This is a genomic window from Enterobacter wuhouensis (assembly GCF_035835995.1).
Taxonomy (GTDB): domain Bacteria; phylum Pseudomonadota; class Gammaproteobacteria; order Enterobacterales; family Enterobacteriaceae; genus Enterobacter; species Enterobacter wuhouensis.
On record NZ_CP142124.1, the window covers coordinates 1,527,827 to 1,552,211 of the forward strand.

Annotated in this window: 23 protein-coding genes; 7 read left to right on the top strand and 16 right to left on the bottom strand. The window is 55.0% G+C overall.

The window, feature by feature from the left end; translation table 11 throughout:
* Window positions 1–177 precede the first annotated feature (177 nt).
* Together rhlE and dinG are read left to right on the top strand one after the other, a co-directional pair.
* Window positions 178–1,563, top strand: a complete 1,386-nt coding sequence (rhlE, locus tag VPX56_RS07315; RefSeq protein WP_131632978.1) for an ATP-dependent RNA helicase RhlE — start codon at window positions 178–180, stop codon at window positions 1,561–1,563.
* A gap of 97 nt (window positions 1,564–1,660) precedes the next feature.
* A complete protein-coding gene (gene dinG / locus VPX56_RS07320) occupies window positions 1,661–3,838 on the top strand; it encodes an ATP-dependent DNA helicase DinG (RefSeq protein WP_326470813.1) in 2,178 nt (725 codons plus the stop codon).
* Here the strand turns inward: dinG and VPX56_RS07325 are convergent.
* The 5 genes from VPX56_RS07325 to VPX56_RS07345 all read right to left on the bottom strand — a co-directional run bounded on the left by VPX56_RS07325 (window position 3,825) and on the right by VPX56_RS07345 (window position 9,195).
* On the bottom strand, window positions 3,825–4,328 hold the full coding sequence (locus VPX56_RS07325) for a fimbrial protein (RefSeq protein ID WP_263611191.1): 504 nt from the start codon (window positions 4,326–4,328) through the stop codon (window positions 3,825–3,827). The two genes, dinG and VPX56_RS07325, sit on opposite strands and share 14 nt — an antisense overlap.
* A gap of 5 nt (window positions 4,329–4,333) precedes the next feature.
* Complete coding sequence (locus VPX56_RS07330) at window positions 4,334–5,323, bottom strand: fimbrial protein (protein WP_263611190.1); 990 nt, start codon at window positions 5,321–5,323, stop codon at window positions 4,334–4,336.
* Between the two features lie 22 nt (window positions 5,324–5,345).
* Window positions 5,346–7,889 carry a fimbria/pilus outer membrane usher protein gene (locus tag VPX56_RS07335; protein WP_326470815.1) on the bottom strand — a complete coding sequence of 848 codons (2,544 nt, stop codon included), beginning with the start codon at window positions 7,887–7,889 and terminating at the stop codon, window positions 5,346–5,348.
* A 28-nt stretch (window positions 7,890–7,917) separates the two neighbouring features.
* Complete coding sequence (locus VPX56_RS07340) at window positions 7,918–8,592, bottom strand: fimbrial biogenesis chaperone (RefSeq protein ID WP_131632973.1); 675 nt, start codon at window positions 8,590–8,592, stop codon at window positions 7,918–7,920.
* Between the two features lie 66 nt (window positions 8,593–8,658).
* Window positions 8,659–9,195, bottom strand: coding sequence for a fimbrial protein (locus VPX56_RS07345; RefSeq protein WP_131632972.1), 537 nt, complete (start codon window positions 9,193–9,195; stop codon window positions 8,659–8,661).
* Window positions 9,196–9,450: 255 nt separating this feature from the next.
* On the opposite strand from VPX56_RS07345, the gene ybiB reads away from it, so the two are divergent.
* Complete coding sequence (ybiB, locus tag VPX56_RS07350) at window positions 9,451–10,413, top strand: DNA-binding protein YbiB (RefSeq protein ID WP_263611188.1); 963 nt, start codon at window positions 9,451–9,453, stop codon at window positions 10,411–10,413.
* Between the two features lie 118 nt (window positions 10,414–10,531).
* On the opposite strand, the gene ybiJ is transcribed toward ybiB, so the two are convergent.
* The 3 genes from ybiJ to mcbA form a co-directional block, all read right to left on the bottom strand.
* A complete protein-coding gene (gene ybiJ, locus VPX56_RS07355) occupies window positions 10,532–10,792 on the bottom strand; it encodes a DUF1471 family protein YbiJ (RefSeq protein ID WP_131632970.1) in 261 nt (86 codons plus the stop codon).
* Between the two features lie 285 nt (window positions 10,793–11,077).
* The gene (locus tag VPX56_RS07360; protein WP_326470818.1) at window positions 11,078–11,344 is read right to left on the bottom strand and encodes a DksA/TraR family C4-type zinc finger protein; all 267 of its coding nucleotides are present in this window, start codon (window positions 11,342–11,344) and stop codon (window positions 11,078–11,080) included.
* 121 nt (window positions 11,345–11,465) lie between these two features.
* Window positions 11,466–11,732, bottom strand: a complete 267-nt coding sequence (mcbA, locus tag VPX56_RS07365) for a DUF1471 family periplasmic protein McbA (RefSeq protein ID WP_326470820.1) — start codon at window positions 11,730–11,732, stop codon at window positions 11,466–11,468.
* A gap of 242 nt (window positions 11,733–11,974) precedes the next feature.
* Here mcbA and rlmF point away from each other — a divergent pair, with 242 nt between their 5' ends.
* On the top strand, window positions 11,975–12,886 hold the full coding sequence (gene rlmF, locus VPX56_RS07370; RefSeq protein WP_165500681.1) for a 23S rRNA (adenine(1618)-N(6))-methyltransferase RlmF: 912 nt from the start codon (window positions 11,975–11,977) through the stop codon (window positions 12,884–12,886).
* Between the two features lie 48 nt (window positions 12,887–12,934).
* On the opposite strand, the gene ybiO is transcribed toward rlmF, so the two are convergent.
* From ybiO to rhtA, 6 genes are all read right to left on the bottom strand, one after another.
* On the bottom strand, window positions 12,935–15,148 hold the full coding sequence (gene ybiO, locus VPX56_RS07375) for a mechanosensitive channel protein (protein WP_326470822.1): 2,214 nt from the start codon (window positions 15,146–15,148) through the stop codon (window positions 12,935–12,937).
* 124 nt (window positions 15,149–15,272) lie between these two features.
* Window positions 15,273–15,995 carry a glutamine ABC transporter ATP-binding protein GlnQ gene (gene glnQ, locus VPX56_RS07380; RefSeq protein WP_131632964.1) on the bottom strand — a complete coding sequence of 241 codons (723 nt, stop codon included), beginning with the start codon at window positions 15,993–15,995 and terminating at the stop codon, window positions 15,273–15,275.
* Window positions 15,992–16,651 carry a glutamine ABC transporter permease GlnP gene (gene glnP, locus VPX56_RS07385; RefSeq protein ID WP_010428919.1) on the bottom strand — a complete coding sequence of 220 codons (660 nt, stop codon included), beginning with the start codon at window positions 16,649–16,651 and terminating at the stop codon, window positions 15,992–15,994. Before glnP ends, glnQ begins: the two co-directional genes overlap by 4 nt.
* Window positions 16,652–16,768: 117 nt before the next feature.
* Window positions 16,769–17,512 carry a glutamine ABC transporter substrate-binding protein GlnH gene (gene glnH / locus VPX56_RS07390; protein WP_131632963.1) on the bottom strand — a complete coding sequence of 248 codons (744 nt, stop codon included), beginning with the start codon at window positions 17,510–17,512 and terminating at the stop codon, window positions 16,769–16,771.
* A gap of 361 nt (window positions 17,513–17,873) precedes the next feature.
* Window positions 17,874–18,377 carry a DNA starvation/stationary phase protection protein Dps gene (gene dps, locus VPX56_RS07395; RefSeq protein ID WP_010428924.1) on the bottom strand — a complete coding sequence of 168 codons (504 nt, stop codon included), beginning with the start codon at window positions 18,375–18,377 and terminating at the stop codon, window positions 17,874–17,876.
* A gap of 298 nt (window positions 18,378–18,675) precedes the next feature.
* On the bottom strand, window positions 18,676–19,563 hold the full coding sequence (gene rhtA / locus VPX56_RS07400) for a threonine/homoserine exporter RhtA (RefSeq protein ID WP_131632962.1): 888 nt from the start codon (window positions 19,561–19,563) through the stop codon (window positions 18,676–18,678).
* Between the two features lie 353 nt (window positions 19,564–19,916).
* On the opposite strand from rhtA, the gene ompX reads away from it, so the two are divergent.
* The gene (gene ompX / locus VPX56_RS07405; RefSeq protein ID WP_131632961.1) at window positions 19,917–20,435 is read left to right on the top strand and encodes an outer membrane protein OmpX; all 519 of its coding nucleotides are present in this window, start codon (window positions 19,917–19,919) and stop codon (window positions 20,433–20,435) included.
* A gap of 161 nt (window positions 20,436–20,596) precedes the next feature.
* Here the strand turns inward: ompX and VPX56_RS07410 are convergent, their stop codons facing one another.
* Together VPX56_RS07410 and mntS are read right to left on the bottom strand one after the other, a co-directional pair.
* The gene (locus tag VPX56_RS07410; protein ID WP_131632960.1) at window positions 20,597–22,180 is read right to left on the bottom strand and encodes a phosphoethanolamine transferase; all 1,584 of its coding nucleotides are present in this window, start codon (window positions 22,178–22,180) and stop codon (window positions 20,597–20,599) included.
* Window positions 22,181–22,458: 278 nt separating this feature from the next.
* The gene (mntS, locus tag VPX56_RS07415; protein WP_326470829.1) at window positions 22,459–22,587 is read right to left on the bottom strand and encodes a manganase accumulation protein MntS; all 129 of its coding nucleotides are present in this window, start codon (window positions 22,585–22,587) and stop codon (window positions 22,459–22,461) included.
* Window positions 22,588–22,771: 184 nt separating this feature from the next.
* Here mntS and mntR point away from each other — a divergent pair, with 184 nt between their 5' ends.
* Window positions 22,772–23,245 (top strand): manganese-binding transcriptional regulator MntR, encoded by a 474-nt coding sequence (gene mntR / locus VPX56_RS07420; protein WP_131632958.1) that lies wholly within the window; start codon window positions 22,772–22,774, stop codon window positions 23,243–23,245.
* Entirely contained in the window at window positions 23,242–24,351 is a 1,110-nt protein-coding gene (locus VPX56_RS07425; protein WP_326470833.1) for an anion transporter, read from the top strand. The genes mntR and VPX56_RS07425 overlap by 4 nt, the downstream gene beginning before the upstream one ends.
* The last annotated feature ends 34 nt before the right edge of the window (window positions 24,352–24,385 follow it).

Genomic DNA, 24,385 nt, shown 5'->3' on the forward strand with positions numbered 1-24,385 from the left:
GATTAAGATTATGCCTGATTCGCCTTTCCGTCGAGTGAAGGCTGAGGGATATTTTATGCGCCACGTCACAAAAGCTGCTACACTCCGCTGCTTCGCGACACTGTGGTTTTTGTCCTCCTAATTGTTATATCTCCCTGAAAACTACACCTGTGATGGTCGGGGCGGTTCGGAGTTTTTATGTCTTTTGATTCCCTTGGCCTGAACCCTGAAATTCTGCGTGCGATTGCAGAGCAGGGCTACGTCGAGCCAACCCCTATCCAGCAGCAGGCGATCCCCGCCGTTCTTCAGGGCCGTGACCTGATGGCCAGCGCCCAGACCGGCACCGGTAAAACCGCCGGCTTTACGCTGCCGCTGTTAGAGCTGCTGGTTAAAAACCAGCCGCACGCCAAAGGTCGTCGTCCGGTTCGCGCGCTGATCCTCACCCCAACCCGCGAGCTGGCGGCGCAGATTGGCGAGAACGTGCGCGAGTACAGCCGCTACCTCAACATTCGCTCGCTGGTGGTTTTCGGTGGGGTAAGCATTAACCCGCAGATGATGAAGCTGCGCGGCGGCGTGGACGTGCTGGTGGCAACGCCGGGCCGTCTGCTGGATCTTGAACACCAGAACGCCGTTAAGCTTGATGGTATTGAAATTCTGGTGCTGGATGAAGCTGACCGCATGCTCGACATGGGCTTCATTCACGATATCCGTCGCGTGCTGGCCAAGCTGCCCGCGCGTCGTCAGAACCTGCTTTTCTCCGCGACCTTCTCTGATGAGATTAAAGGCCTGGCAGAAAAGCTGCTGCACAACCCGCTGGAAGTGGAAGTGGCGCGCCGCAACACCGCCTCCGAGCAGGTGACGCAGCACGTTCACTTTGTGGATAAAAAGCGCAAGCGGGAGCTGCTCTCCCAGATGATCGGCCAGGGCAACTGGCAGCAGGTGCTGGTCTTTACCCGCACCAAACACGGCGCTAACCACCTGGCGGAACAGCTCAACAAGGACGGCATCCGCAGCGCGGCGATCCACGGTAACAAGAGCCAGGGCGCGCGTACCCGTGCGCTGGCGGACTTCAAATCCGGCGACATCCGCGTGCTGGTGGCGACCGACATCGCCGCCCGCGGTCTGGACATCGAAGAGCTGCCGCACGTGGTGAACTACGAGCTGCCTAACGTGCCGGAAGATTACGTTCACCGCATTGGTCGTACCGGCCGCGCGGCGGCAACCGGTGAAGCGCTTTCTCTGGTCTGCGTGGACGAGCACAAGCTTCTGCGCGACATCGAGCGCCTGCTGAAGAAAGAGATCCCGCGCATCGAAACCCCAGGCTATGAAGTGGACCCGTCCATCAAAGCCGAGCCGATTCAGAACGGCCGTCAGGGCGGCGGTGGACGTGGTCAGGGCGGCGGCGGTCGCGGTCAGCAGCCGCGTCGTACAGAAGGTGGCGCGCCGAAATCATCCGGCAAACCGCCGCGTCGTAACAACGACAGCAAACCGGCGGGTGAAAACCCGTGGCGCAGCGGCGAAGGGAAACCGGCAGGAGAAGGGCAGCGTCGACGCCGCCCGCGCAAGCCTGCTAACCCGCAGTAATCTGGAAGCCCGGTCGTAAAGCCGGGCTTTTCTTTTTGCGGCAACCCAAAGAAAGTGCCACAATAGTGGCTGTTTATACAGTATTTCAGGTTTCCCGATGGCTTTAACCGCTGCGCTCAAAGCGCAAATTGGCGCATGGTATAAGGCGCTACAACAGCAGATCCCCGACTTTATCCCCCGAGCGCCGCAGCGGCAGATGATTGCTGACGTGGCCAAAACGCTCGCCGGGGACTACGGGCGACATCTTGCGATTGAAGCCCCAACCGGCGTCGGGAAAACCCTTTCATACCTTATTCCCGGCATTGCCATCGCCAGGGAAGAACAGAAAACGCTGGTGGTCAGCACCGCCAACGTGGCGCTGCAGGATCAGATCTTCAGTAAAGACCTGCCGCTGCTGCGAAAAATCATCCCCGAGCTGCGTTTTACCGCGGCGTTTGGACGCGGGCGCTACGTGTGTCCGCGCAACCTGGCGGGGCTCGCCAGCAGCGAGGCGACGCAGCAGGATCTGCTGGCCTTCCTCGACGACGATCTCACGCCGAACAACAAGGCCGAGCAGGAACTCTGCGCCACGCTCAAGGTCGATCTTGACGGGTATAAGTGGGATGGCCTGCGCGACCATACCGACAAAGCCATCAGCGACGATCTGTGGCGCAGGCTCAGCACCGATAAAGCAAGCTGCCTGAACCGTAACTGCCACTACTACCGCGAGTGCCCGTTCTTTGTCGCCCGTCGCGAAATTCAGGAGGCGGAAGTGGTTGTGGCCAACCACGCGCTGGTGATGGCGGCACTGGAAAGCGAAGCGGTGCTGCCGGAGCCCAAAAATCTGCTGCTGGTGCTTGATGAAGGCCATCACCTGCCGGACGTGGCGCGGGACGCGCTGGAGATGAGCGCGGAAATTACCGCCCCGTGGTTCCGCCTGCAGCTCGATCTGTTCTGCAAGCTGATTGCCACCTGCATGGAGCAGTTCCGCCCGAAAACCACGCCGCCGCTGGCGGTCCCGGAGCGGCTGAGCGAGCACTGCGAAGAGGTCTACGGCCTCATTTCATCGCTGAATAACATCCTGAATCTTTACCTCCCGCAAACGCAGGAGGCCGAACACCGCTTCGCAATGGGCGAACTGCCGGAAGAGATAATGGAGATCTGCAAGCAGCTGGCGAAACTTCTTGAGAAGCTGCGCGGCCTGGCAGAAATGTTCCTGAACGATCTCAGCGAGAAAACCGGCACGCACGACGTGGTGCGCGTTCACCGCGTCCTGCTGCAGATGAACCGCGCGCTGGGCATGTTTGAATCACAGAGTAAGCTCTGGCGACTGGCCTCGCTGGCGCAGGCCTCCGGCGCGCCGGTCACCAAGTGGGCCACGCGGGAAGAGCGGGACGGGCAGGTGCATCTCTTTTTCCACTGCGTGGGCATTCGCGTGGCCGATCAGCTGGAAAAGCTGATCTGGCGCAGCGTGCCGCACGTGGTGGTCACTTCAGCCACGCTGCGCTCCCTGAACAGCTTTTCTCGCCTGCAGGAGATGAGCGGCCTGAAGGAGAAAGCGGGCGACCGCTTCGTGGCGCTGGACTCGCCGTTTAACCACTGCGAGCAGGGCAAGCTGGTCATTCCGCGCATGTCGTTCGAGCCGCTCATCGACAACGAAGAGCAGCATATTGCCGAAATGGCGGCCTACTTCCGCGAACAGGTCGAGAGCAAAAAGTACCCCGGCATGCTGGTGCTGTTTGCCAGCGGGCGGGCGATGCAGCGTTTTCTTGAGTTCGTGACCGATCTGCGCCTGCTGCTGCTGGTGCAGGGCGACCAGCCGCGCTACCGCTTGGTGGAAACGCACCGCAAGCGCATTGATAACGGCGAGCGCAGCGTGCTGGTGGGGCTACAGTCGTTTGCGGAAGGTCTGGACTTGAAAGGGGACTACCTGACGCAGGTGCATATTCATAAAATCGCCTTCCCGCCCATCGACAGCCCGGTAGTGATCACCGAAGGCGAGTGGCTGAAAAGCCTGAACCGCTATCCGTTTGAGGTGCAAAGCCTGCCTGCGGCGTCGTTTAACCTGATTCAGCAGGTGGGGCGTCTTATTCGTAGCCACGGCTGCTGGGGCGAAGTGGTGATTTACGATAAGCGTCTGCTCACCAAAAACTACGGCCAGCGGCTGCTGAACGCGCTGCCGATCTTCCCGATAGAGCAGCCGGAGGTGCCGGAGGTAAAAAAACGCCCGGCAAAACTGGCCGCCGGGCGTAAAAAAAGCATCCGTGCTAAGGGGCGCGGTCCTACTGGTAAGTGAAGGTCACCTGAATCACGCTGCTGAACGTCCCGGCGCTGACGGGCATGGAGGTGGCGTAATAGCGCGCGGCGAGCGGAAAGGTGGCCGTGTGGTCGGCAGTATTAATCGGGACGCTAAATGCCGCCTGTGGGGCGATGAGGATCTTGTCCTGGCGATCCGCCAGCTCCAGCGCCAGCCCTTTTGCGCTGCCGGTATTGGCAAATTTTGTGGGGTGTACGCTATCGGCCTGTCCATAGAAAAAGGCGGTAACCAGCGAGCGCGTGGTCGGACAGTGCGTCAGCAGCAGGGAGAAGTCTTTCCACGCGCCCGTATCGCCAACGTCTTTAAAACTGCCCGACACCGCCTGGCCTAAATCCACCGTCAGGTTGCGGCTGGCGCTGTCGATGACGCAGGTATTGGCGTAAATATTCCCCTTCATCTGGATCTGAATGTCGTCTGCCTGTGCCTGGGCCATCAGCCCCAGCATGAGTATCGCAATGGTCTTTTTCATGTCGTTCACTTATAGGCGAGGGTGATGGTGGCAACGGTGTTGGCCGGTCCGGGTGTGACTACATCGCTGATTTGTTCATAGCGAACCTGGAATGGAATGGCCAGCGTTTCGTTGGCTACCGCTTCGCGTTGGGTGTTTACGTAGGTATCGAACGTGGCGATATTGTTGTCGAACACCATTTGAACCCCGACGCCCGTTGCCATGCCGGTCTGCTGAGTGAGTTTCAGCACGCCTTCGAACGCCGTTTCATACCCGTTTGAACTTGTCACTTTTACCTCGGGCTGCACGGTGCTGTTACAATTCACCGTGACGTCAAAATTCTGCGCCGGAGAAGAGAGGGTTCCCACGCTCACAAACGAACTGACCGGGAAATCACCCAGATCAACCGTCAGATTTCTTGGCAGGACGGAGCAGGTGACATTCTGGAAATTGACGTTACCGGCGTAGGAGATAGTGTTCGGACTCCCGATGCCGTCATTGCCATACACGCCGATACCGAACTCGGTTTGCGCCTGCATCAGGGTACCGGACTGGACTGCCTCACTGGTTTTCACCAGTTCAAGGGTGACGTTAAAATCAAATGACTGCATTCCGTCATTTGACACATAGCCAACTGGCGTACTGCGGGAATCGCAGGCGGTTTTGCCCCCTCCAGTAATACGCTGACCTTTATCATTCATTAATGCCACGCCGACGCCGGGTACGCCCGAATCATAAACTCCGGTTAACCCGGGAATTTCCGAGCCGCTTCCGTAGTAGCAGGAGATGATTTCCATCCCGCTCTCGTAGGGATGATCGCAGTTGCCCGCAACATGCACCGTCTGTTCAGAGCCGGGGATAGTGGCGCCCACAGCCAGCGTTGTCGGGACCGACAGGGTAGCGACGTTAATCATTTTCGGCATATCAGGCGTGGAACAACTTGCCTTCGCGTGCGGCATAAATAACGCGGCGGTACCCAGAACCAGTAAGAAAAAGCACTGTTTAATCATTTGCATAATGTTTAGCCTGAACGGTGAATCAGTGACACTGCGCGGCAGCGTTAATGATGCTGGTTTTCTCTTTCTCATCCGTTAGCGCATAGTCAGCGACGCAGTGCTCGCTCGCATCCTGTCCCCAGGAGACGGCGAGATGCCCTTGCTGCGGCAGGCCAGAGAGGTATGTCTGGCCGTCATTCCCGACAATAAACTCGCTGTCCTTATCGTCCGTGGTCACCGTTGCGCCGAAGGGCAGCGGTTTTCCGTTTTGCGTGAGCGTCATCAGCACGCGGCTACCCACCCGGGTGTTAAAGCTCGCGCGCACCACGGCGCCGCGCGTTGGGGTGACAACCTGCGCCGCGTGCGTCACGTCGGCATCGTCCGGCAGCGTTTCGGTATCCAGCGCGATGGTGTTGTGACGATACGCGGTAACGAACGGTACGACGGTATAGCCGCGGAAATCCGTCTCAACGCCGGTCTGGTTAGCGATATGCGTCCCGTGCGTGCCCGGCGCTTTCACCAGGGCGATGGTTTCGCCGAGCGGCTGGCTCAGGGTGATACCGTTGGCATGGGCAATCACGCCTCCCTGCAGCCCGACGTTGACGGTTTGCTGATATTTGTCCTGGCTGACGCCGCCGCTCACCTCGCCGTAGGTGGCTTTATAATCAGCGTTCATGCTGGTTGAATTACCGCTTCCGGAGCGGCTGAGTCCTTCCTGGATATTCCAGTTCAGGTTGTCTTCCTTCAGTGCCGTGCCGTTAAGCCCGATATTCTGCGTGGTGCCGTCTTTGGTGTTATTCATGTTGTAGGTGGCCCAGGTGTTGTGCATCCAGCGATCGAGCGGAACGGAGACGTTCAGCGAGAACTGGTTGTCGTTCGTCACCTCTTCACCGTCCTCATCGCTGTCGTTGGTGTTTTTGTTCATGCTGTAGCTCAGGCTGTAGCTGACGCCGTGCCAGCTGTTGTTATAGCTGACGCTCATGGAGGTCATGTTCTGGCTCTGGCTCCAGTATGTTTCTTTGACCAGGCTCAGCGTAACGGAGCCCCAGCCTTCAGGCAGCGTCTGGTCGATAGTGGCTTCGGTACGGGCGCGGCGCTGCTGCGGTGCTGACCAGTCGTCAGAGCGGGTATATGACTCCATGGTATCCTCCATGGTGTAAAACCCCTTGCTGTTGTAGCGATAGCCCGCGAGCGAGAAGTTGGTTCCCGAACCGGCAAAATCTTTGCTGTAACGGACGCGCCAGGACTGGCCTTTGCTGGACTGCTGCTTCTTCAGCAGGGCTTTGGCGCGGGTGACGTCGATGGAGAACGCGCCCAAATCGCCCATGTTTTTTCCGGCGCCCAGCGCCTGCGACTGATAGTGGCTGCTCTGCTGCACGCCGCCGTACGCGGTGAAGCCATAGGGCAAGCCATAGATGGCGCTGCCTTGGGCAAAGGGCGTCTTTTCCACGTCTTTGTCATAAGAGCGATAACGCCCGGCGGTGACGCTGTAGCGCAGATTTTTTTCACGCTGCAGAACCGGCACGGAGGCATAGGGCACCACAAAATGGCTTTCGCTGCCGTCGGTCTCTTTTACCGTCACCTGCAGGTCGCCGCTGCTGCCGGTCGGGTAGAGGTCGTTAATTTCAAACGCGCCGGGGGCAACGGTATTCTGATAAATGACGTAACCGTTCTGACGCACCATCACCAGCGCGTTGCTGTGGGCGGTGCCGCGAATGATAGGCGCATAACCTTTTTCGCTGTCCGGCAGCATGTCGTTGTCGGAGTTGAGCTGCACGCCGGTGTAGGGCACGCTGTCGAAAACATCTGAAGGCGAGGAGCTTTGTCCTACCGTCAGGTCGCTTTTCATCGCCACAATGTCGCGCTGCGCGTAGGTATAGACGGAGGAAAACTTTTGCTCCTCCTCCTTGCCCGTGGCGCTGCGGTTCCAGGTGGAATAATTGCGCACGCGCCAGGCCCCGACGTTAAGGCCAGGCCGCAGGTTGACGTACTGGCTGCTGTTGTCCTGTTCTCCCTGCTGGCGCGCATGGCTCTGGCTGGCCGTGGCGCTGTAGTTCAGCAGCCCCGCGGTGATCCCTTCATCGAACTCCTTGGGGTCGATATAGCCGCGTGGGACCTTGCCGAGCGCCATCTGAGGAATGCTGAGCAACAGCTGCTGGTTGCGAACGTGAAACGAAGCGGAGGCCGCAGGAATGGCGGTTAAATCGGCACACTGTCCTTTAGCCATCAGCTGCGGATATTTTTGGGTTCTGATGCCGAGGCTTTTTAAATCGTTCAGGCTAAAGCAGGGCTGAAGCGAATTATTACCCTGAGCATCATTTTTTAAGGTGAAGGTCACGTCACGGGTATCAATTTTATTATTATTGATAAAAATGGTGACCTGATATTTTCCCGGCGCTTGTCCTGGGCCCTTCTCGTAAACCGACAGATCGGTTTTCCCCTGCTGTGGATTATCAATATCCAGCAGTGCCGGGTTGAAATAATCATCGGCCATCGCCTGCTGCGCAAAGATCGCCATTACCAGACTACACAGAATGATCGGCAATAACGAAATACGGCATGTGAAAGGCTTTTTATGGCTGTACATGATGATTTTTATTTGTCTACGCGCAATATTAACGAACGGATGTCGTCCATGTCTGGCTGATGCTGCCGTAATCCGTAATGATGGAATACGCGACGGTGGAACCGCCCACGCTGCCGGGTAATGCAAAGTGAGTTTCCGTTTTAGGCACCGCCCAGGTGGCTTTTGTGACTTTCTGACCATTCAGCGTCACGGCCTGGAAATTCATATAGAACGGCGTAGGGTTATTCACCACCAGATCGTTGCCTTCACGACGCCACTCAAGTTTATCTGCCACATCTTCAGGTTTGCCTTTTACCGCCGACGGGCGATACAGCAGTTTAATGCGGGTATTAATGGCGATTTGCAGGGTATTCATCCCCTCGACGTGTTTTGACGATGGGATCGCTTTGATGTTGAGCCAGTACAGGGATTCGCGATCGTCGGGTAAATTACCACCCGTGCGCACGACGCGCAGAACGTTATCCTCTTTCGCATCCAGGCGAAAAAGCGGTGGGGTGATTAGAAAAGGTGCTCTGGCCAGATTTTTACCGCCGGAATCGACCCAGGACTGTACCAGATAATCCGTAGCATCTGGATTTGAAAGACCAAGAGATGATTCCTTTTTATCTCCCTGGTAAACCAGCCGTGTGCCGTTAATCACGACACCTGCATGTGCAGTGGCGGCAGCCAGTAAAAGAGTGCTCAGTAAATAACCGTGGCGCATAAATATTTCTCAATAAAAATAAGAGATATTAACGCTGATAACGTTAATATCTCAGGATTGATAATATCAGTTATAAATAACGGTAAAAGTCGATACAGAGTTAGCCGGGCCTGCGGTAACTGCCGCATCGGTTTGAATATAACGCGCACCGAACTCAAGGTCGTTCACCGCCGTGCCGGATGCTAACGGATATTGTTGAGTAGGGGTATACAGGCTGACCGGTTGCTCAGAGGAGTCAACCAGCTGAATAGCCACGCCCGTTGCGGTATCCGCGCCTGGCGTTAATGCCAGCGTGGAGTTGTTATTTGCATCCGGCGTACCGCCAAAGTTAATTGCCGCAGAGGTGACTGTTTCCGGACAATCTTTTAGCTGAATATCAAACTTTGTTAACGTGCTGGTGGAGCCTGCACCGGTAAATACGGTTTTAGAGACTTTACCTAACTGTACGTTTAACGGGTTGCTTAACCCATTAACGACCTGACAGGCAGAATCGATAATTTCACCGGTAAAGTTAATTTGCCCTTCGCCGTTTGTAGCCGCAAATGCGGATGCGGAACATCCTACCGTTGCAGCAATGAATAAACCTAAAGCAACCTTGTTCATAATAAATCCTGATATGTTTCTGGTGAGCGCGTTGCCTGGACGTTTTCACCCGTGACCTCAATGACTTTTCGTTGGTTATTTAATCAAAAAATGTATGGGTAAGAATCTTCTATAGCCATCACAAATAATTCCGAAAAGGCTTGCGTTTATTTTTTATCGTCAAAACAGAAGGTTAATTCCGCAGATAAAAAACTAACGGCCGGGCGTCCTTCAGGGCTATATTGTTAACAAGATGAAGCTGTCAGGAGAGATGTCGTGGATTATCGTAAAATTATCAAAGAGGTAGGGCGTGGAAAAAACCATGCCCGCGATCTGGATCAGGAAACGGCTCACGCGCTGTATACCCATATGCTGAATGGCGATGTGCCAGAACTTGAGATGGGTGGCATCCTGATCGCCCTGCGCATCAAAGGCGAAGGTGAAGCCGAAATGCGCGGCTTTTATGAGGCTATGCAGGCGCAAACGCTGCGCTTATCGCCGCCGCTGGCAAAGCCCATGCCGATTGTGATCCCAAGCTATAACGGCGCGCGCAAGCAGGCCAACCTGACGCCGCTCCTGGCTATTTTATTAAACAAGCTCGGTTTCCCGGTGGTGGTGCACGGGGTGAGTGAAGATCCGACGCGCGTGCTGACGGAAACTATCTTCGAGCTTTTAGGCATCGAACCCACTCTGCATGCGGGGCAGGCGCAGGCGAAGCTGGACGGGCATCAGCCGGTTTATATTCCCGTCCGCGCGCTCTGCCCGCCGCTGGAAAAGCAGCTGGATATGCGCTGGCGAATGGGCGTACGTAACAGTGCGCACACGCTGGCAAAACTGGCCACGCCGTTTGCAGAAGATGCGGCGCTGCGCCTGTCCAGCGTATCGCACCCGGAGTACGTGACGCGAGTAGGCAAATTCTTCGAAGAAATTGGTGGCCGTGCGTTGTTGATGCATGGAACAGAAGGTGAGGTTTACGCTAATCCACAGCGATGCCCTCAGCTGATGCTGATTGATTCTTCCGGCTCACGCGTGGTGTATGAGCGTGGGGCAGAAAATAGCGAGGTTATCCTGCCTCAGGCAAAAGATCCGCATACGACCGCGCACTGGATAGAGCAGTGTCTGGCCGGAAGCGTTCCCGTTCCGCACTCGATCACGCTGCAGATGGCCTGCTGTTTGCTGGCAACCGGTGAGGTGGAAACGGTGGACGACGGGCTGGCGCGGGTCGCCCGGTCCTTTTAAGCAAAAAAAAGCCCGTCCAGTGGCGGACGGGCAAACAAAGGGTAACAACAACAGGGTCAATGAGGGTTGGAGCATCTCACCAGAGGGTAGGGTGAGGGTAGTACATTCATTCAGTCGATTATTTGTAGATAACCGCAGTGCCGCTCAGTTTGTTATTGGCGTTCGCGGAGGTAATGGTGTATCCGCTTGCGCCTGCTGCAGCCGCTTTCTCAGCCAGTTTTGCTTCCAGACCGTCCAGCGTGGTTGCGCCTTCTGCACTCACCACACCGATTTTATTCATGTTCTGTGCCTGAGTAGAAGAGACCGCTTCCGCGGCGAATGCGCCAAAGGACAGAGCGGACAGGGCAACAGCAGCAACAGCATATTTAATGGTTTTCATGGTTAATCTCTCGCAGGTTATTCTGTTAAGGGGACGATGTTCCGTCGATGTGATAAGTATCACGTTTTTTTGCGAGAGATAAAATCGAAGAGAATTGACGTGGTTGCTCAAAAAAATTGAATGACAAATAACTTATTGATTATTAATAAATTCGGAACGGCAATTGACACTTCTTGTCGCTTCGCTTTACAGAGCAGCGATCGAGCGCACATTTTGCTACGTGCAGTTCCGAAAATCGTGAGCGTAAAGGAAACCGCTTGCGCGGTGATTTTAGGTAAAGGAAAGTCAACGTAACTGGCTGTCTTTCGATCCTCTACGATTATATCCCGAATGTGAAGCATTTTTTGAATCTTTATTCTGCTGACAGGTTATGCATAACCGCACGCCAGGAATGGCCTTACGACGCGCCTCGGGGATCGGATCGCCGCATTCCTCACATTCATGCAAACTTTCGCCGCGCGGAATTTCACCGCGCGCGCGGGCAACCGCATCTTCAATCGTACTGTTGATCTGTTCATTAACGGCGTCGTCATTCGCCCAGCCGGAAGCCATACGTCCTCCTGTTTGTGTTAAGCGCATTGTATGAATATGGGGTTAAAAATCGTACAGTCAAGGCGCGGAAAAGAGAAACTGCATCCGCTGTGCGGATGCAGTTGTGGGCGTGTATGAGCGGTTATTTATAGATGGTGGCTGTGCCGTACATATGGTTATCTCCGCCAGCGGAGTTCACCACGAAGCCTTTAGCACCCTCCTGGCGGGCTTTTTCAGCCAGCTTATCCTGGAGGTCGTCAAGGTTACTCGCCCGGCTTACCGAGACCGTACCCGCAGCCTGCAGCTGACTGGTATCATTATTTTCGGTCAGGGACTGAACTGACCAGGCAGAGAAGGACACCGTGGCCAGCGCGCCGGCGATTACAACAAGGGTCAGGTAGTTTTTCATAATCACATCCTCAGGGGAAACAACAGGTGATTCCCCTTAAGTTTAGAAGCCCCGCGAGTGTGATTTAGCGCAAATATTTGATGATGATCTGCTTATTTTTTGAACGATATAAATTGACGATTTGCTGACAGATCATAGACATAAAGGCTACTGATTTATGGCGTATTTTTGTGCACCGCACACAGTTATTTACCGTTGGGTCTGCAAAGGGTATCTTACGCCGCTGTTTAAAGGAGAACGCCATGACTTCCCAAAAGCCGGGATTGCACCCACGAAATCGCCACCGCAGCCGCTACGACATGAACGCGCTGTGCCAGAGCTGCCCGCAGTTACAGGGCTTCATTGTACAGACGCCCGCCGGTGAACCTTCGGTCAACTTCGCTGACCCGCTGGCGGTTAAAATGCTGAACAAAGCGCTGCTTGCCCACTATTACGGCGTGGCGAACTGGGATATTCCGGAAGGTTTTCTCTGTCCGCCCGTTCCTGGCCGCGCAGATTACGTCCATCATCTCGCCGATCTGCTTGCAGAAGGTAATGAGGGCGTCGTTCCGCAGCAGGCCACCATTCTGGATATCGGTACCGGGGCAAACCTGATTTACCCCCTGATTGGCGCTCATGAATACCAGTGGCGCTTCACCGGGAGTGAAATCGGCGCAGAGGCATTCTCCAGCGCGCAGGCGATTATAAACGGAAATCCGGGCTTAAGCCGGGCAATCCGCCTGCGTCGTCAGAAAGATGCAGGTTCGATCTTCAACGGCATTATCCATAAAAATGAACAATACGATGCCACCCTGTGCAACCCGCCGTTCCATGATTCAGCCGCCGCGGCCCGCGAGGGCAGCGAGCGCAAGCGCCGTAACCTGGGTCAGGCTGAGGATGCTGCGCTGAACTTCGGTGGCCAGCAGCAGGAGCTGTGGTGCGAGGGCGGTGAGGTGGCGTTTATCCTGCGTATGATTGCGGAAAGCAAACAGTTTGGCCGTCAGGTGAAATGGTTCACCACGCTGGTTTCGCGCGGCGATAACCTTCCGCCGCTCTACCGTGCGCTAACCGAGGCCGGCGCGGTGAAGGTGGTGAAAAAAGAGATGGCGCAGGGGCAGAAGCAGAGCCGCTTTATTGCCTGGTCGTTTATGGAAAACAACAAACGCCGCAAATAGCACTCCGTCGTAGGCCGGGTAAGGCGAAGCCGCCACCCGGCATCCGCGCTATAAGGTTGGCTCCTGCGGGGGAAGCTGTGCGGTCGGCGAAGGCAGCACCTGATACGTCTGCACCGGCATACGCACATCCGCCAGGTCAAAGTGTTTTTTGACCATGCTGTCGAGCGCAAAGCGCACCGTCCACTGCTTCAGCGGCTGGGTAGTGAACGACACGCGAAGGGTAAACGCCGTGTTCGTCAGCCCGACAATCCCGGCAAACGACGGTTCGCCAATCACCAGCCCGCGGATATCTTCCATCTGCATCAGCTCTTCTACCGCATCCCGCAGCGCCTGTTTCGCTTTATCGGCATCCTCATGGCGATCCACATCGTAATTCGCCACTACCGAGCCAATCCCGCGCACAAAGTTGGCGAAGGTGGTAATCGATGACCACGGAATGATGTGATAGGCCCCGGTATCCTGACGCACGCCGACCGAACGAATGGACATCCGCTCAACCGTGCCGGTTAACGGCCCAATGGTGACCAGATCGCCCGTGTTCATGCCGTTCTCAAACTGAATAAAAACGCCTGTAATAATATCTTTCACCAGCGTTTGCGAACCGAAGGAAATGGCCAGCCCCAGCGCACCCGCACCCGCCAGCAGCGGGGCGATATTCACGCCGATTTCCGAGAGCACAATCATGATGGTAATGGTGCTGATGATCACCGCCAGCGCGTTGCGGAACAGGGTTAACAGCGTGCGGGCGCGGGCGCTCGGCAGCGGCCTGCCGTGAATATCGGACACCAGCCGGTTCTCGATAAGGCTCGCCAGCAGCGTCCAGCCGACAGCGGAGAAGAACAGGATCAGCGCAATGCGGATTAACACGTCAACGGTTTTCTCCCCCGCGCCGTTGTGCAGCCAGTTCCAGAAATCAAACAGGCTCCAGGCGTTCAGCAGCAGCATGATCGCCACGCAGACGGTCAGAATACGCGCCACCTTCAGCGATACCGACATCCAGCCGTTGACCCGCTTTTGCAGTTCCGGGTAGTTACGCTGCACCTGCGGTGACAGCGTGATGGTTTTCGAGATCCAGCGAGAGAGCAGGCCGGACGCAAAGGCCGCAACGCCAATGATGGCCAGGCTTTTAAACGTCGCCCCCATCATAAACTTCAGGCTGTTGCCCGGATCGAACAGCGAGAAGAAGCACAGCACGATAAAGTACGCGCTTGCCAGCCAGTGCCACACCAGCGCGAAGGCGCGGATAAACAGGCTGAAGAAGGAGAGAGAGCGATCGGCCAGGTGAAGCAGACTTTCGGTGATCGCCTTTTTGTTATGGAAAATCAGATACAGCGCCCAGACGGTAATACAGAGCATGATCAGCACGTTTGCCAGCGCGCCAAACTGGACGTTCACCTGGTTTGAAATAATCGGCACCGCGACCAGCAGGCCGTAGCCTATCAGGCCGCTAAGCACGCTCAGGCGCAGCGCCCAGTATTTCGCGCTTTCATCGTTGATGTTGAAGGGGCGAAGCTCGGGCACGCGCGGGCAAAAGATGACCCGCAGCAGCGCCTTAAAGAACTCGATCAGCGCGAAGGCGTTCAGAAACAGCCCCTGCTGGAAGGCGATGGTTTTGTTGCCCGCATTGAGCCGGTCGGCCAGCAGCTGGCCGATAAACAGCGTGAGCGCCAGCAGGAGTAAATCAATAATAAAGGCAGACGCGATCATGGCGGGCAGGTGAAGCCAGCTGCTTTTTTGCTGGTTCTTTTTGCGGCCCCATTGCCCCATTTTGCGATACAGCGGCCAGGCACACAGGCGCACCAGCCAGTAAAAAAGAAAGACTCCGCCCGCCAGCATTAAAAACTGGGTGGCGGCAGTGGAAAACGTCTGTGGATTAAACGGCTTGTGCGGGGAACCAATCAGGTTGCGGTAGAGCTGGGCGAAGCGAGAAGAGAGCGCTTCCCCATACTGACGGCTAACGTCGGTCACGTTCTCCAGCACCGTTTTTTGCTCTTTCACGTCTGGCGGGGTAATGGCAGGCACGGGCTCCCGCGGCGGCGTGGCGGCAACTTTGCGCAGCTGGCCAATAAGCTCCTGCCGCGAGGCGTCGTTTTCCAGAACGTCAGCCAGCGCGCTGTACGCGGCTTTTTTCTGTTCAACGTCAGGCTCCTGAGGCGGGGCGCTCTCCTGCGTCGCAGTGGTTCCGGTGGTGACGCCGGGGATCGCGACGGCGAACGATGGCGCACTAAACAGGCTAAGCAACAGCAGCAGGATCCACGGCACGGCGTCCTCCGGTAAAAATGTCCAACAAAATGATAAGTATAGAGGGCAGGGAGCTAAGGGGGATTTTTGGGAACAATCTGGCGTAAAAAAGCCGGGCATGCCCGGCTCTGCTGAATACTGTGGATTAGGAAACGTGCTGCAGGAACTCCTGCAGGCGCTGGCTCGGCGGGTTCGCGATCAGCTCCTGCGGATTGCCGTCCTCGGCGATACGCCCTTTGTCGATGAAGATCAGACGCGAAGCCACCTTCTCGGCAAAGCCGATTTCGTGGGTCACGATGACCATCGTCATCCCTTCTTCGGCCAGATCCTGCATCACCTTCAGCACTTCGTGGCGCAGCTCAGGGTCGAGTGCCGACGTAGGCTCATCAAACAGCATCATCTTCGGCTTCACCGCCAGCGCGCGGGCAATCGCCACGCGTTGCTGTTGACCGCCCGACAGCTCGGACGGATAGTGGTGCGCACGCTCCGCCAGGCCAACCTTCGCCAGCAGATCTTTCGCCAGCGTTTCCGCTGCCGCTTTGTTGGCACCGCGCACGCGCAGCGGGCCGAACATCACGTTTTCCAGCGCCGTCAGGTGCGGGAACAGGTAGAACTGCTGGAACACCATGCCTGCTTCCTGACGGATCAGACGTTCGTCCACCTTCGGGTCGTTGACCTTCAGGCCATCGACAATCAGATCGCCGCTGGTGATCTCTTCCAGCTTGTTGATGCAGCGCAGCAGGGTCGATTTACCGGAGCCGGAAGGCCCGATAATCACCACCACTTCACCCTGGCTGACGTTCAAATCAATATTGTGCAGCACCTGGGTTGGGCCAAAGTGCTTGGAAACGTTTTTAAATTCAATCACAGGATTTTCATCCTTCTTTCAAGACGACGCAGAACAAAGCTCAGAACCAGCGTGATGATCAGGTAAACAACGGCCACCGCACTCCAGATTTCGAGCGCGCGGAAGTTGCCGGCAATGATCTCCTGGCCCTGACGGGTCAGTTCAGCAACGCCGATAACGATGAACAGCGACGTGTCCTTAATGCTGATGATCCACTGGTTACCCAGCGGCGGCAGCATGCGGCGCAGCGCCAGCGGCAGAATAACGTGGCGAATGGTTTCGCGACGGGAAAGCCCCAGGGCCAGCCCGGCTTCGCTGAAGCCTTTATGAATCGACAGTACGGCGCCGCGGGTGATTTCCGCAATGTACGCGCCGGAGTTGATCATAATGGTCACGACCGCGGCGCTGAACGGGTCAATGCGCAGATCGTTGAAGGCCATTGGCAGGGCGAAGTAGATGAACATGACCTGTACGACAATTGGCGTACCGCGGATCACTTCGATGAAAACCAGTGCGATGTGGTTTGCAATCCAGCCGCCGTAGGTGCGGGCGAAACCGGCGACAAGGCCGATAATCAACCCGCCAACCAGACCGAGGACCGAAATCCACAGGGTCATTTTGGCGCCTTCAAGCAAGAGAGGAATGGCAGGCCAGATGGCGCTCCAGTCAAACTGCATGATGTATTCCTGTATACCGTGGTGAAAACTAAAATGAGTCAGAGGGCTGACTCAAATTGTAGGCCCGGTAAGCGCAAGCGCCACCGGGCATTACAGTACCTGATAATTCAGGCTGGATTATTTAGGTTCAGTACCGAACCATTTTTTATAGATTTCGTTGTACGTACCGTTCTCTTTCAGGGTTTTCAGCGCGCCGTTCACCTTGTTGCGCAGCTCGTCGCTGCCTTTCGGGAACGCGATGCCGTACTGCTGTGCTTCCAGAGAGTCACCTACCGCTTTGAACTTGCCGTTGCCCGCCGTTTTGATGAAGTACAGGATGTTCGGCGTGTCGTGCAGAACCGCGTCAGCACGGTTAGTACCGAGCTCCATATAGGCGTTGTCGATGTTAGGGAACTGACGCAGATCTTTGGTTTTGATATTTGCTTTTGCATAATCAACGGAACCGGTGCCGCTCTTCACCGCAACCACTTTACCGTCGAGATCTTTCACGCTTTTTACGTCGTTATTATCCGCTTTGACCATCACCAGCAGGCCGCTTTTGTAGTAGCCGTCGGAGAAGTCGATCGCTTTTTTGCGTTCGTCAGTAATGGTGATACCCGCCAGCGCCAGGTCAACGTTTTTGGTCTGCAGTGCCGGGATGATGCCGCTGAAGTCCATCGGCTTCAGGGTGTAATCCAGTTTGAGTTCTTTTGCGACCGCAGCCCACAGATCCACGTCAAAACCAACGTATTTATCACCCTGTTTGAATTCAAACGGAACGAACGCCGTGTCGGTCGCTACAACCAGTTTGTCGGCGGCATGGGATGACACCGCAAAAGCCAGGGTAAGTGCAGCCAGTGAAACTTTTAATACAGACTTCATAGCATTTCCTTTTATATCCACGGGGCGATCCCCTGCGAGAACAAGTTGCACAATGAAAAAAACGTGCCAACTTTACAAGCTCTTGTTTTGCAAAGGGGAGTGCGTCACGCATTGCACAATAATCGTGGCAATGGCGATGTTATGCACCAAACTGGAGCACCGTTTTGGTGCGCATCATTCAGGGCATTTGACGTGGTGCTATTTAGCGCAAATTCAGACGAAAAAACAATCTTCTATTAACGGTTGTGTGAAGTGATTATTACATTTTGTTCACTTTTGCAGGTGTGGAAGCAAAAAGTGTGCACCATAAACGTGCAAAACCCCCGCATGACGCGAGGGTTTGATTAGAAATCCGTATGGATTACTCGATGTTAGACTCAATGAACCACAGGAACTGGTCCAGATCGCGAGACGCGGCGGTGAAGATATCAGCGGTATCTTCGTCCTTCGCTTCGCCAATCGCTTTACGTACGTCATTTGCCACAATCGCGTAGCGGTCAGCCAGCTCTTTCAGGTGATCCTGAACGGTATGGATATCCAGCGGGTAGCTTTTCAGTGGCGTTTTGCTGTTGATCACCTGCGTGGTACCCAGGGCAACGCCGCCCAACTGCACGGCACGTTCTGCCATGGTATCCAGATGCGTAACCAGTGCCGTGCGGAATCCGTCCAGCATTTCATGAACGGCAATAAAGTTGGCACCGCGCATATTCCAGTGTGCTTGTTTGGTGATCAGCGAAAGATCGATGAATTGGATCACCTGGCGATTCAGCAACTCAATCGTCGCTTTCTTGTCGCTATCCGATACATCGTTACGGGTATAAAGCAGATTAGACGCTTTCGTTTTCACCAGTTTAGCGGTACTCATAATCTCATATCCTCTTGATGTGTGTGTCCCAGGTAATTACGGAACTAAGTATAGCACCTGATTTTTTCTCTGCGATTTGGCGCTGCCTATCGGTTTAATAGCGAGAAGGATGTTGAGTTTATAAGTGCATGAATAATAGTGATTATTTTAAAATTGATGCAGATCAATCTTAATTTGATATGCATTACTGGTTTCGGGGGGATATTTCTGCAGTATGACAAAGTATGTCAGAAATTATAATAACGACGGCACCAGACTTTATTCTGCATGACGGTGACGCCATGCAGAATATACGCCATTAATTGACGTCCACGTTATGGACTTTTGGCTCCGGGCGCATGGTAAGCGTCGACCCCATTGACGCTGCGATAATGGAACAAAGCGCCAGCGTCTGGGTAAAGGTGAGGGTTTCGCCGAGGAAAACCATTCCGGAGATGGCCGCCAGCGCGGGTTCCATGCTCATCAGGGTGCCGAAGATTCGCGTGGGCAGACGCGTCAGGGCAATCATCTCCAGCGAGTAGGGGAGTGCCGTCGAGAGAACAGCAACCGCCAGCCCAACCGGGAGGATGGACCACTGCCAGATGGACTCCGTGGCCTGCGCCATACCGATCGGGACAAAAATAATGGCGGCAATCAGCGAGCCAAGGGCAACGGTCGCCGGGCCGTGCTCTTCCCCGGCACGCTGCCCGGTAAGAATGTAGACGGCCCAGCAGGCACCCGCGCCCAGCGCCAGCGCTGCACCCGTCAGATCTATCTGCGTTACGTCCTGGCCCAGCGGCAGCAGGAACCAAAGCCCGAGAACGGCTAATATTACCCAAATGAAGTCAACCGGCCGGCGGGAGGAAAAGAGGGCTACCGCCAGCGGCCCCGTGAACTCGAGGGCAACGGCGATCCCAAGGGGGATAGTCTGAATGGAGAGATAGAACATATAGTTCATCCCGCCGAGCGCCAGTCCGTAGAACAGGAGAGGCAAGCGCTGCTCTTTTTTGAAACGCAGCCGCCAGGGCTTAAAAATGACGACGAGGATCAGAGTGCCTAACGCGATACGCAACGCCGTAACGCCGGGTGCGCCTACCAGCGGGAAAAGCGATTTCGCCAGCGATGCGCCACTTTGGATAGACATCATCGCTATCAATATTACGACAACCGGCATCCAGACCGACGTCCTGCGGGATAACCCAGGCATCCTTTCTCCTGTCAATTTTGTCAAATGAAGTAAAAAACGCAGTGTAAATGAAATAAGCGGCTACGGTTGAGCTACTGTTGAAAAAAATCCAGGAGAAATCCGTAAAATGGACGGGCACTGGTTGATTTATCATCGAAAAGATTAGGAATAATCTGGATGAATGTAACGGTGAGGTCGCGCAAAATCAGCGTTGAGACGTGAAAAACGGGCGAGATTTGAATAAGATAGCTGATTCTGGAAACGTTCTGTTACAGGAAAGGCTTCATTAGACATCACGAATCTCAAAGAGTTTCACAAGATTTTTTGATATATTTAAAACTTACGGATTTACTTGAAGCACATTTGAGGTGGTTATGAAAAAAATTGCATGTCTTTCAGCACTGGCCGCTGTTCTGGCTGTTTCCGCAGGTACCGCTGTAGCTGCGACTTCTACCGTTACCGGTGGTTACGCACAGAGCGACTATCAGGGCGTAATGAACAAAGCTAACGGTTTCAACCTGAAGTACCGTTATGAGCAGGATAACAACCCGCTGGGCGTGATCGGTTCTTTCACCTACACCGAAAAAGATAATTTCGACAACGGTGCTTATAACAAAGGTCAGTACTACGGTATCACTGCTGGTCCAGCTTACCGTCTGAACGACTGGGCAAGCATCTACGGTGTTGTAGGTGTTGGCTACGGTAAATTCCAGCAGACTGAAAACGAATCTGCTAACCGTACTGCAAGCAACAGCGACTACGGCTTCTCCTACGGCGCAGGTCTGCAGTTCAACCCAATCGAAAACGTTGCTCTGGACTTCTCCTATGAGCAGAGCCGTATCCGCAACGTTGACGTTGGCACCTGGATCGCAGGCGTAGGTTACCGCTTCTAATCACTTCGGTGAGCCAGTAAAAAATCCGCCCAATGTGGCGGATTTTTTTTTGGAAGGTAAAAGCAAAACGGCAACCAGAGGTTGCCGTTTTTAGTGTTTGTCCCCTCTCCCCGTGGGAGAGGGCCAGGGTGAGGGCATCAGACCGCACGAGACGGAAGATATTACTTACTCTTAATATCGAAAATATCCGTACCCAGGTGGTTATAGTCAACTTTCTGTAACTTGAAGTTGGTAATGTAAACTGGAGGAGCTTTCTTGTTTGAGACAAACGGGTAAGCTTTTTTTATCTGCTCCGCAGCAATTCCCGTCCATTGCGAAAAGAACGCCAGAAAATCATTCGCTGACCGGCGCGCTTTAATGATGCGATGGGTTTTATCGTCACTCGACAACACCATGAACGGCACCTGGAAGTTCTGCTGGAACTTATCATCATGCGCCAGGTACTGCACCTCTTTGCCCCGTTCCTTGAACGCCAGCCCGTGGTCGGAAAAATAGACCAGCGAGAAACTGTCGCCGGTATTGCGTAACTGGGTATACAGCTTGCTCAGCAGATCGTCGGTTTGCGTCATGGTGTAGAGATAGCATGACGTCTCTTTCGACTGCACAAACTCGGCGTATTTCCCCCCGGTACGATCGCACGCCTGCGGATGCGAGCCCATCAGGTGCAGAACAATCAGCTGCGGCTGAGTGCGCTGGGTGGCAAAGACCTGCGCCGTCATTTTCAGCAAGGCTTCATCTTTGGTGTTTTTATCGGCTTCAAAATCGCCGTTTTTCAGAAACTGCACCTCGTCCGCGCGCTTCGCAATGCTGGCAATAGCGGTATCGTATTCACCAATCTGGCCCTGGTTTGAGAACCACCACGTCTGGAAGCCCGCGCGGTTAGCGAGCGTAACGAAGTTATCCTGAAACTGCGGCTTACCGTCGACCACGCGATTCAGCGTCAGGCCAAGTGATTTCTGCGTCGAACCGCTGGCCGCCACATAATCGGTAAAAAACGTGCCGTTGACCGAACTGGCAAACGGTGTGTTATCCCAGTGGCCGCCAAACGCGCCCAGCGCATCGCGGCGCGCGCTTTCACCAATCACCACGACATAGGTATGGTATTTTGGCTTCACGGCCAGCACGTTCCAGGTGTCTTTCATATTGGAAAGCTCGGCCATGCGCGCCTGCTCGTCGAGAACCTCTTTGTTGTTAACCACGACATCTTTGACAAAGCGGAACACCGGGTAGCCCGTGTCTTTCAGCTTAAACACGCCGCCCCAGGCAAGGTTTTGTACCGGCGTGACGAAGAAGGTGACGACGCTGAACGCCAGACAGAGGCTTTCAATTCTGCCCCACGCTTTTTTCTCGGCCTGCTTACGACGGACCGCAATCACGCCCAGCGCAAAAATGAAGAGGCCAACCACATAGTTGTACCAGGGGAAGATCGTCAGGATCTCCGTTGACTCTTCCATATTGGTAGAGTGCAGCGCCAGCAGAGTATTGAAGTTTGGCGAACCGTAAGCCTGGCCAAACGGGAAATAGGATGCCGCAACCAGCGAACAGATCCCGATGAGTACTTTCTGAACGCGCGGCGCGCTGTGCCACAGAAGGTGAAGGATACAGGTGAAGGCAACGGCATAAAGCAGGCTAAAGGGATAGCCAAGCGCGAAGTTAATCAGCAGCGATTGCAGAAAGTAGAATCCCGTCCACGGGTTTAAGGCCCGGCTGCGGGTAGCAAGTGTTTCTTTCAGGGTTACGTTCATAGTTCACTATCGTGAAACGCCATGTGCTCACCCTGGCGCCAAGGGTCAAAGCCTGCCTGACAGTGCGTGGAGAGGGAATGAGGGTCCGCTTCAGCGAGCCGCAAATAGTGCAGGGCTGCAAGAAGATAGTGCGAGCGCGAAATAAGGTCAACAGTTGCTAAACAGATGTTTTGCGAAGGGGGCTGCAAATCCGCAAAAAAGATCGGGAATAAGGCGGCCAGAGGCCAGCGTACAGAGGATGTGTGACGGAAAAATGAAGCGGCGTGCCGCGACGCCGCTTAGTGGGATGACTTGTCGTCCTGATGCGGTTTGTTGTTGAACATATCGCACAGCATATTCAACAGCAGCAAGCGCACTTTAAACGGAGAGTGGGTAAACACGTTCATACACCTCTTGAATTCATTCATATGGCCTCCTGGTTTGAGATCCCTTCGATCCGTGAAGGGTGACTGCATTACATACAGATATAGCACAGGCTATATTGTATAGCTATGGCTAATTCGTTAATTTTTTGTGCTTGTAGAGCTATGGTTTACAATGTTCGCTCTTGATACCGGGCGCTGGAAGCGTCATCCCCACTGAGGAAGTACAATGAACCGTCGCGCAGGTAAGCCAACAACAAAAAAAACGACGCAACTGGTGAATGTTGAAGAGCACGTTGAAGGGTTTCGTCAGGTGCGCGAAGCCCACCGACGGGAGCTGATTGATGACTATGTAGAGCTGATCTCCGATTTGATTCGGGAAGTCGGCGAAGCACGTCAGGTGGATATGGCCGCCCGACTGGGGGTTTCTCAGCCAACGGTTGCCAAAATGTTAAAACGCCTGGCAACCGTCGGCCTGATCGAAATGATCCCCTGGCGCGGCGTGTTTCTGACGGCGGAAGGCGAAAAGCTGGCCCAGGAGAGCCGCGAGCGTCATCAGATCGTTGAAAACTTTTTGCTGGTGTTGGGCGTTAGCCCGGAGATTGCCCGCCGGGATGCCGAGGGGATGGAGCATCACGTCAGCGAAGAGACGCTGGTGAGATTCCGTGAATTTACCCTTAAATACGGACCCGGCGCAGAATGACGCTTCCTGGACTGCAGGCGCTGGCCCGCGATCGCTTCTTTCATCTCTTATTACTTATCGGCGCTGGATTAAGTTTTTTTGTGCCGTTTACCCCGCATACCTGGCCTGCTGCCATCGACTGGCGCACCATCATCACCCTGAGCGGCTTAATGATGCTCACCAAAGGGGTAGAGCTGAGCGGCTATTTCGACGTGCTGGGTCGCAAGATGGTCCGCCGCTTTGCGACCGAGCGCAGGCTGTCGCTGTTCATGGTCTTTTCTGCGGCGGTGCTGTCGACCTTTCTGACTAACGATGTGGCGCTGTTCATCATCGTGCCGCTGACGCTTACGCTGCGTAAGCTTTGCGAAATTCCGGTGACTCGCCTCATTATTTTTGAAGCGCTGGCGGTTAACGCGGGTTCACTGTTAACCCCTATCGGTAACCCGCAAAACATTCTGCTCTGGGGACGCTCTGGGCTGTCGTTTGCCGCCTTTACCTGGCAGATGGCGCCGCTGGCGCTGGTGATGATGGTATCCCTGCTTGCGGTCTGCTGGTTTGCCTTCCCGGATAAAAAGCTGCAGTACCATAGTGGAACAGCGGGTCCGCAGTGGCAGCCCCGGCTGGTCTGGAGCTGTCTGGCGCTGTACGTCGTGTTCCTGATTGCGCTGGAAATGAAGCTTGAGCTGACGGGCGTGCTGCTGGTCGCCGCCGGGTTCCTGGTGCTGGCAAGACGCGTGCTGGTGAGCGTGGACTGGACGCTGCTGCTGGTTTTTATGGCGATGTTTATCGATGTGCATCTGCTTATTCAGCTGCCTGCGCTGCAAAACGTCCTGCACGGCGTGAGCGGACTGTCTCAGCCGGGGCTATGGCTGACGGCAATTGGGCTTTCGCAGGTTATCAGCAACGTGCCCTCTACCATCCTGCTGCTCAACTATGTTCCCCCTGACGCGCTGCTCGCCTGGGCGGTGAATATCGGCGGCTTTGGGCTGCTGCCCGGCTCGCTGGCGAACCTGATTGCCCTGCGCATGGCCAACGATCGCCGCATCTGGTGGCGCTTCCATTTATGGTCGATCCCGATGCTCGCCTGGGCCGCCGCGATCGGATTCGGACTAATCCTTCTCATATAGTGCGCTATTTGTCAGTTTATCCTGGCAAATGTAT

Coding starts and splice junctions, on each gene's coding strand:
- VPX56_RS07425 (WP_326470833.1), top strand. CDS start 23,242: ATGACGCTTCCTGGACTGCAGGCGCTGGCCCGCGATCGCTTCTTTCAT.
- VPX56_RS07325 (WP_263611191.1), bottom strand. CDS start 4,328: ATGAAAAAGACCATTGCGATACTCATGCTGGGGCTGATGGCCCAGGCA.
- dinG (WP_326470813.1), top strand. CDS start 1,661: ATGGCTTTAACCGCTGCGCTCAAAGCGCAAATTGGCGCATGGTATAAG.
- glnP (WP_010428919.1), bottom strand. CDS start 16,651: ATGCAGTTTGACTGGAGCGCCATCTGGCCTGCCATTCCTCTCTTGCTT.
- mcbA (WP_326470820.1), bottom strand. CDS start 11,732: ATGAAAAACTACCTGACCCTTGTTGTAATCGCCGGCGCGCTGGCCACG.
- VPX56_RS07335 (WP_326470815.1), bottom strand. CDS start 7,889: ATGTACAGCCATAAAAAGCCTTTCACATGCCGTATTTCGTTATTGCCG.
- VPX56_RS07340 (WP_131632973.1), bottom strand. CDS start 8,592: ATGCGCCACGGTTATTTACTGAGCACTCTTTTACTGGCTGCCGCCACT.
- mntS (WP_326470829.1), bottom strand. CDS start 22,587: ATGAATGAATTCAAGAGGTGTATGAACGTGTTTACCCACTCTCCGTTT.
- VPX56_RS07345 (WP_131632972.1), bottom strand. CDS start 9,195: ATGAACAAGGTTGCTTTAGGTTTATTCATTGCTGCAACGGTAGGATGT.
- rhtA (WP_131632962.1), bottom strand. CDS start 19,563: ATGCCTGGGTTATCCCGCAGGACGTCGGTCTGGATGCCGGTTGTCGTA.
- VPX56_RS07410 (WP_131632960.1), bottom strand. CDS start 22,180: ATGAACGTAACCCTGAAAGAAACACTTGCTACCCGCAGCCGGGCCTTA.
- rhlE (WP_131632978.1), top strand. CDS start 178: ATGTCTTTTGATTCCCTTGGCCTGAACCCTGAAATTCTGCGTGCGATT.
- ybiJ (WP_131632970.1), bottom strand. CDS start 10,792: ATGAAAACCATTAAATATGCTGTTGCTGCTGTTGCCCTGTCCGCTCTG.
- rlmF (WP_165500681.1), top strand. CDS start 11,975: ATGACTTCCCAAAAGCCGGGATTGCACCCACGAAATCGCCACCGCAGC.
- ompX (WP_131632961.1), top strand. CDS start 19,917: ATGAAAAAAATTGCATGTCTTTCAGCACTGGCCGCTGTTCTGGCTGTT.
- glnH (WP_131632963.1), bottom strand. CDS start 17,512: ATGAAGTCTGTATTAAAAGTTTCACTGGCTGCACTTACCCTGGCTTTT.
- dps (WP_010428924.1), bottom strand. CDS start 18,377: ATGAGTACCGCTAAACTGGTGAAAACGAAAGCGTCTAATCTGCTTTAT.
- VPX56_RS07360 (WP_326470818.1), bottom strand. CDS start 11,344: ATGGCTTCCGGCTGGGCGAATGACGACGCCGTTAATGAACAGATCAAC.
- VPX56_RS07330 (WP_263611190.1), bottom strand. CDS start 5,323: ATGCAAATGATTAAACAGTGCTTTTTCTTACTGGTTCTGGGTACCGCC.
- mntR (WP_131632958.1), top strand. CDS start 22,772: ATGAACCGTCGCGCAGGTAAGCCAACAACAAAAAAAACGACGCAACTG.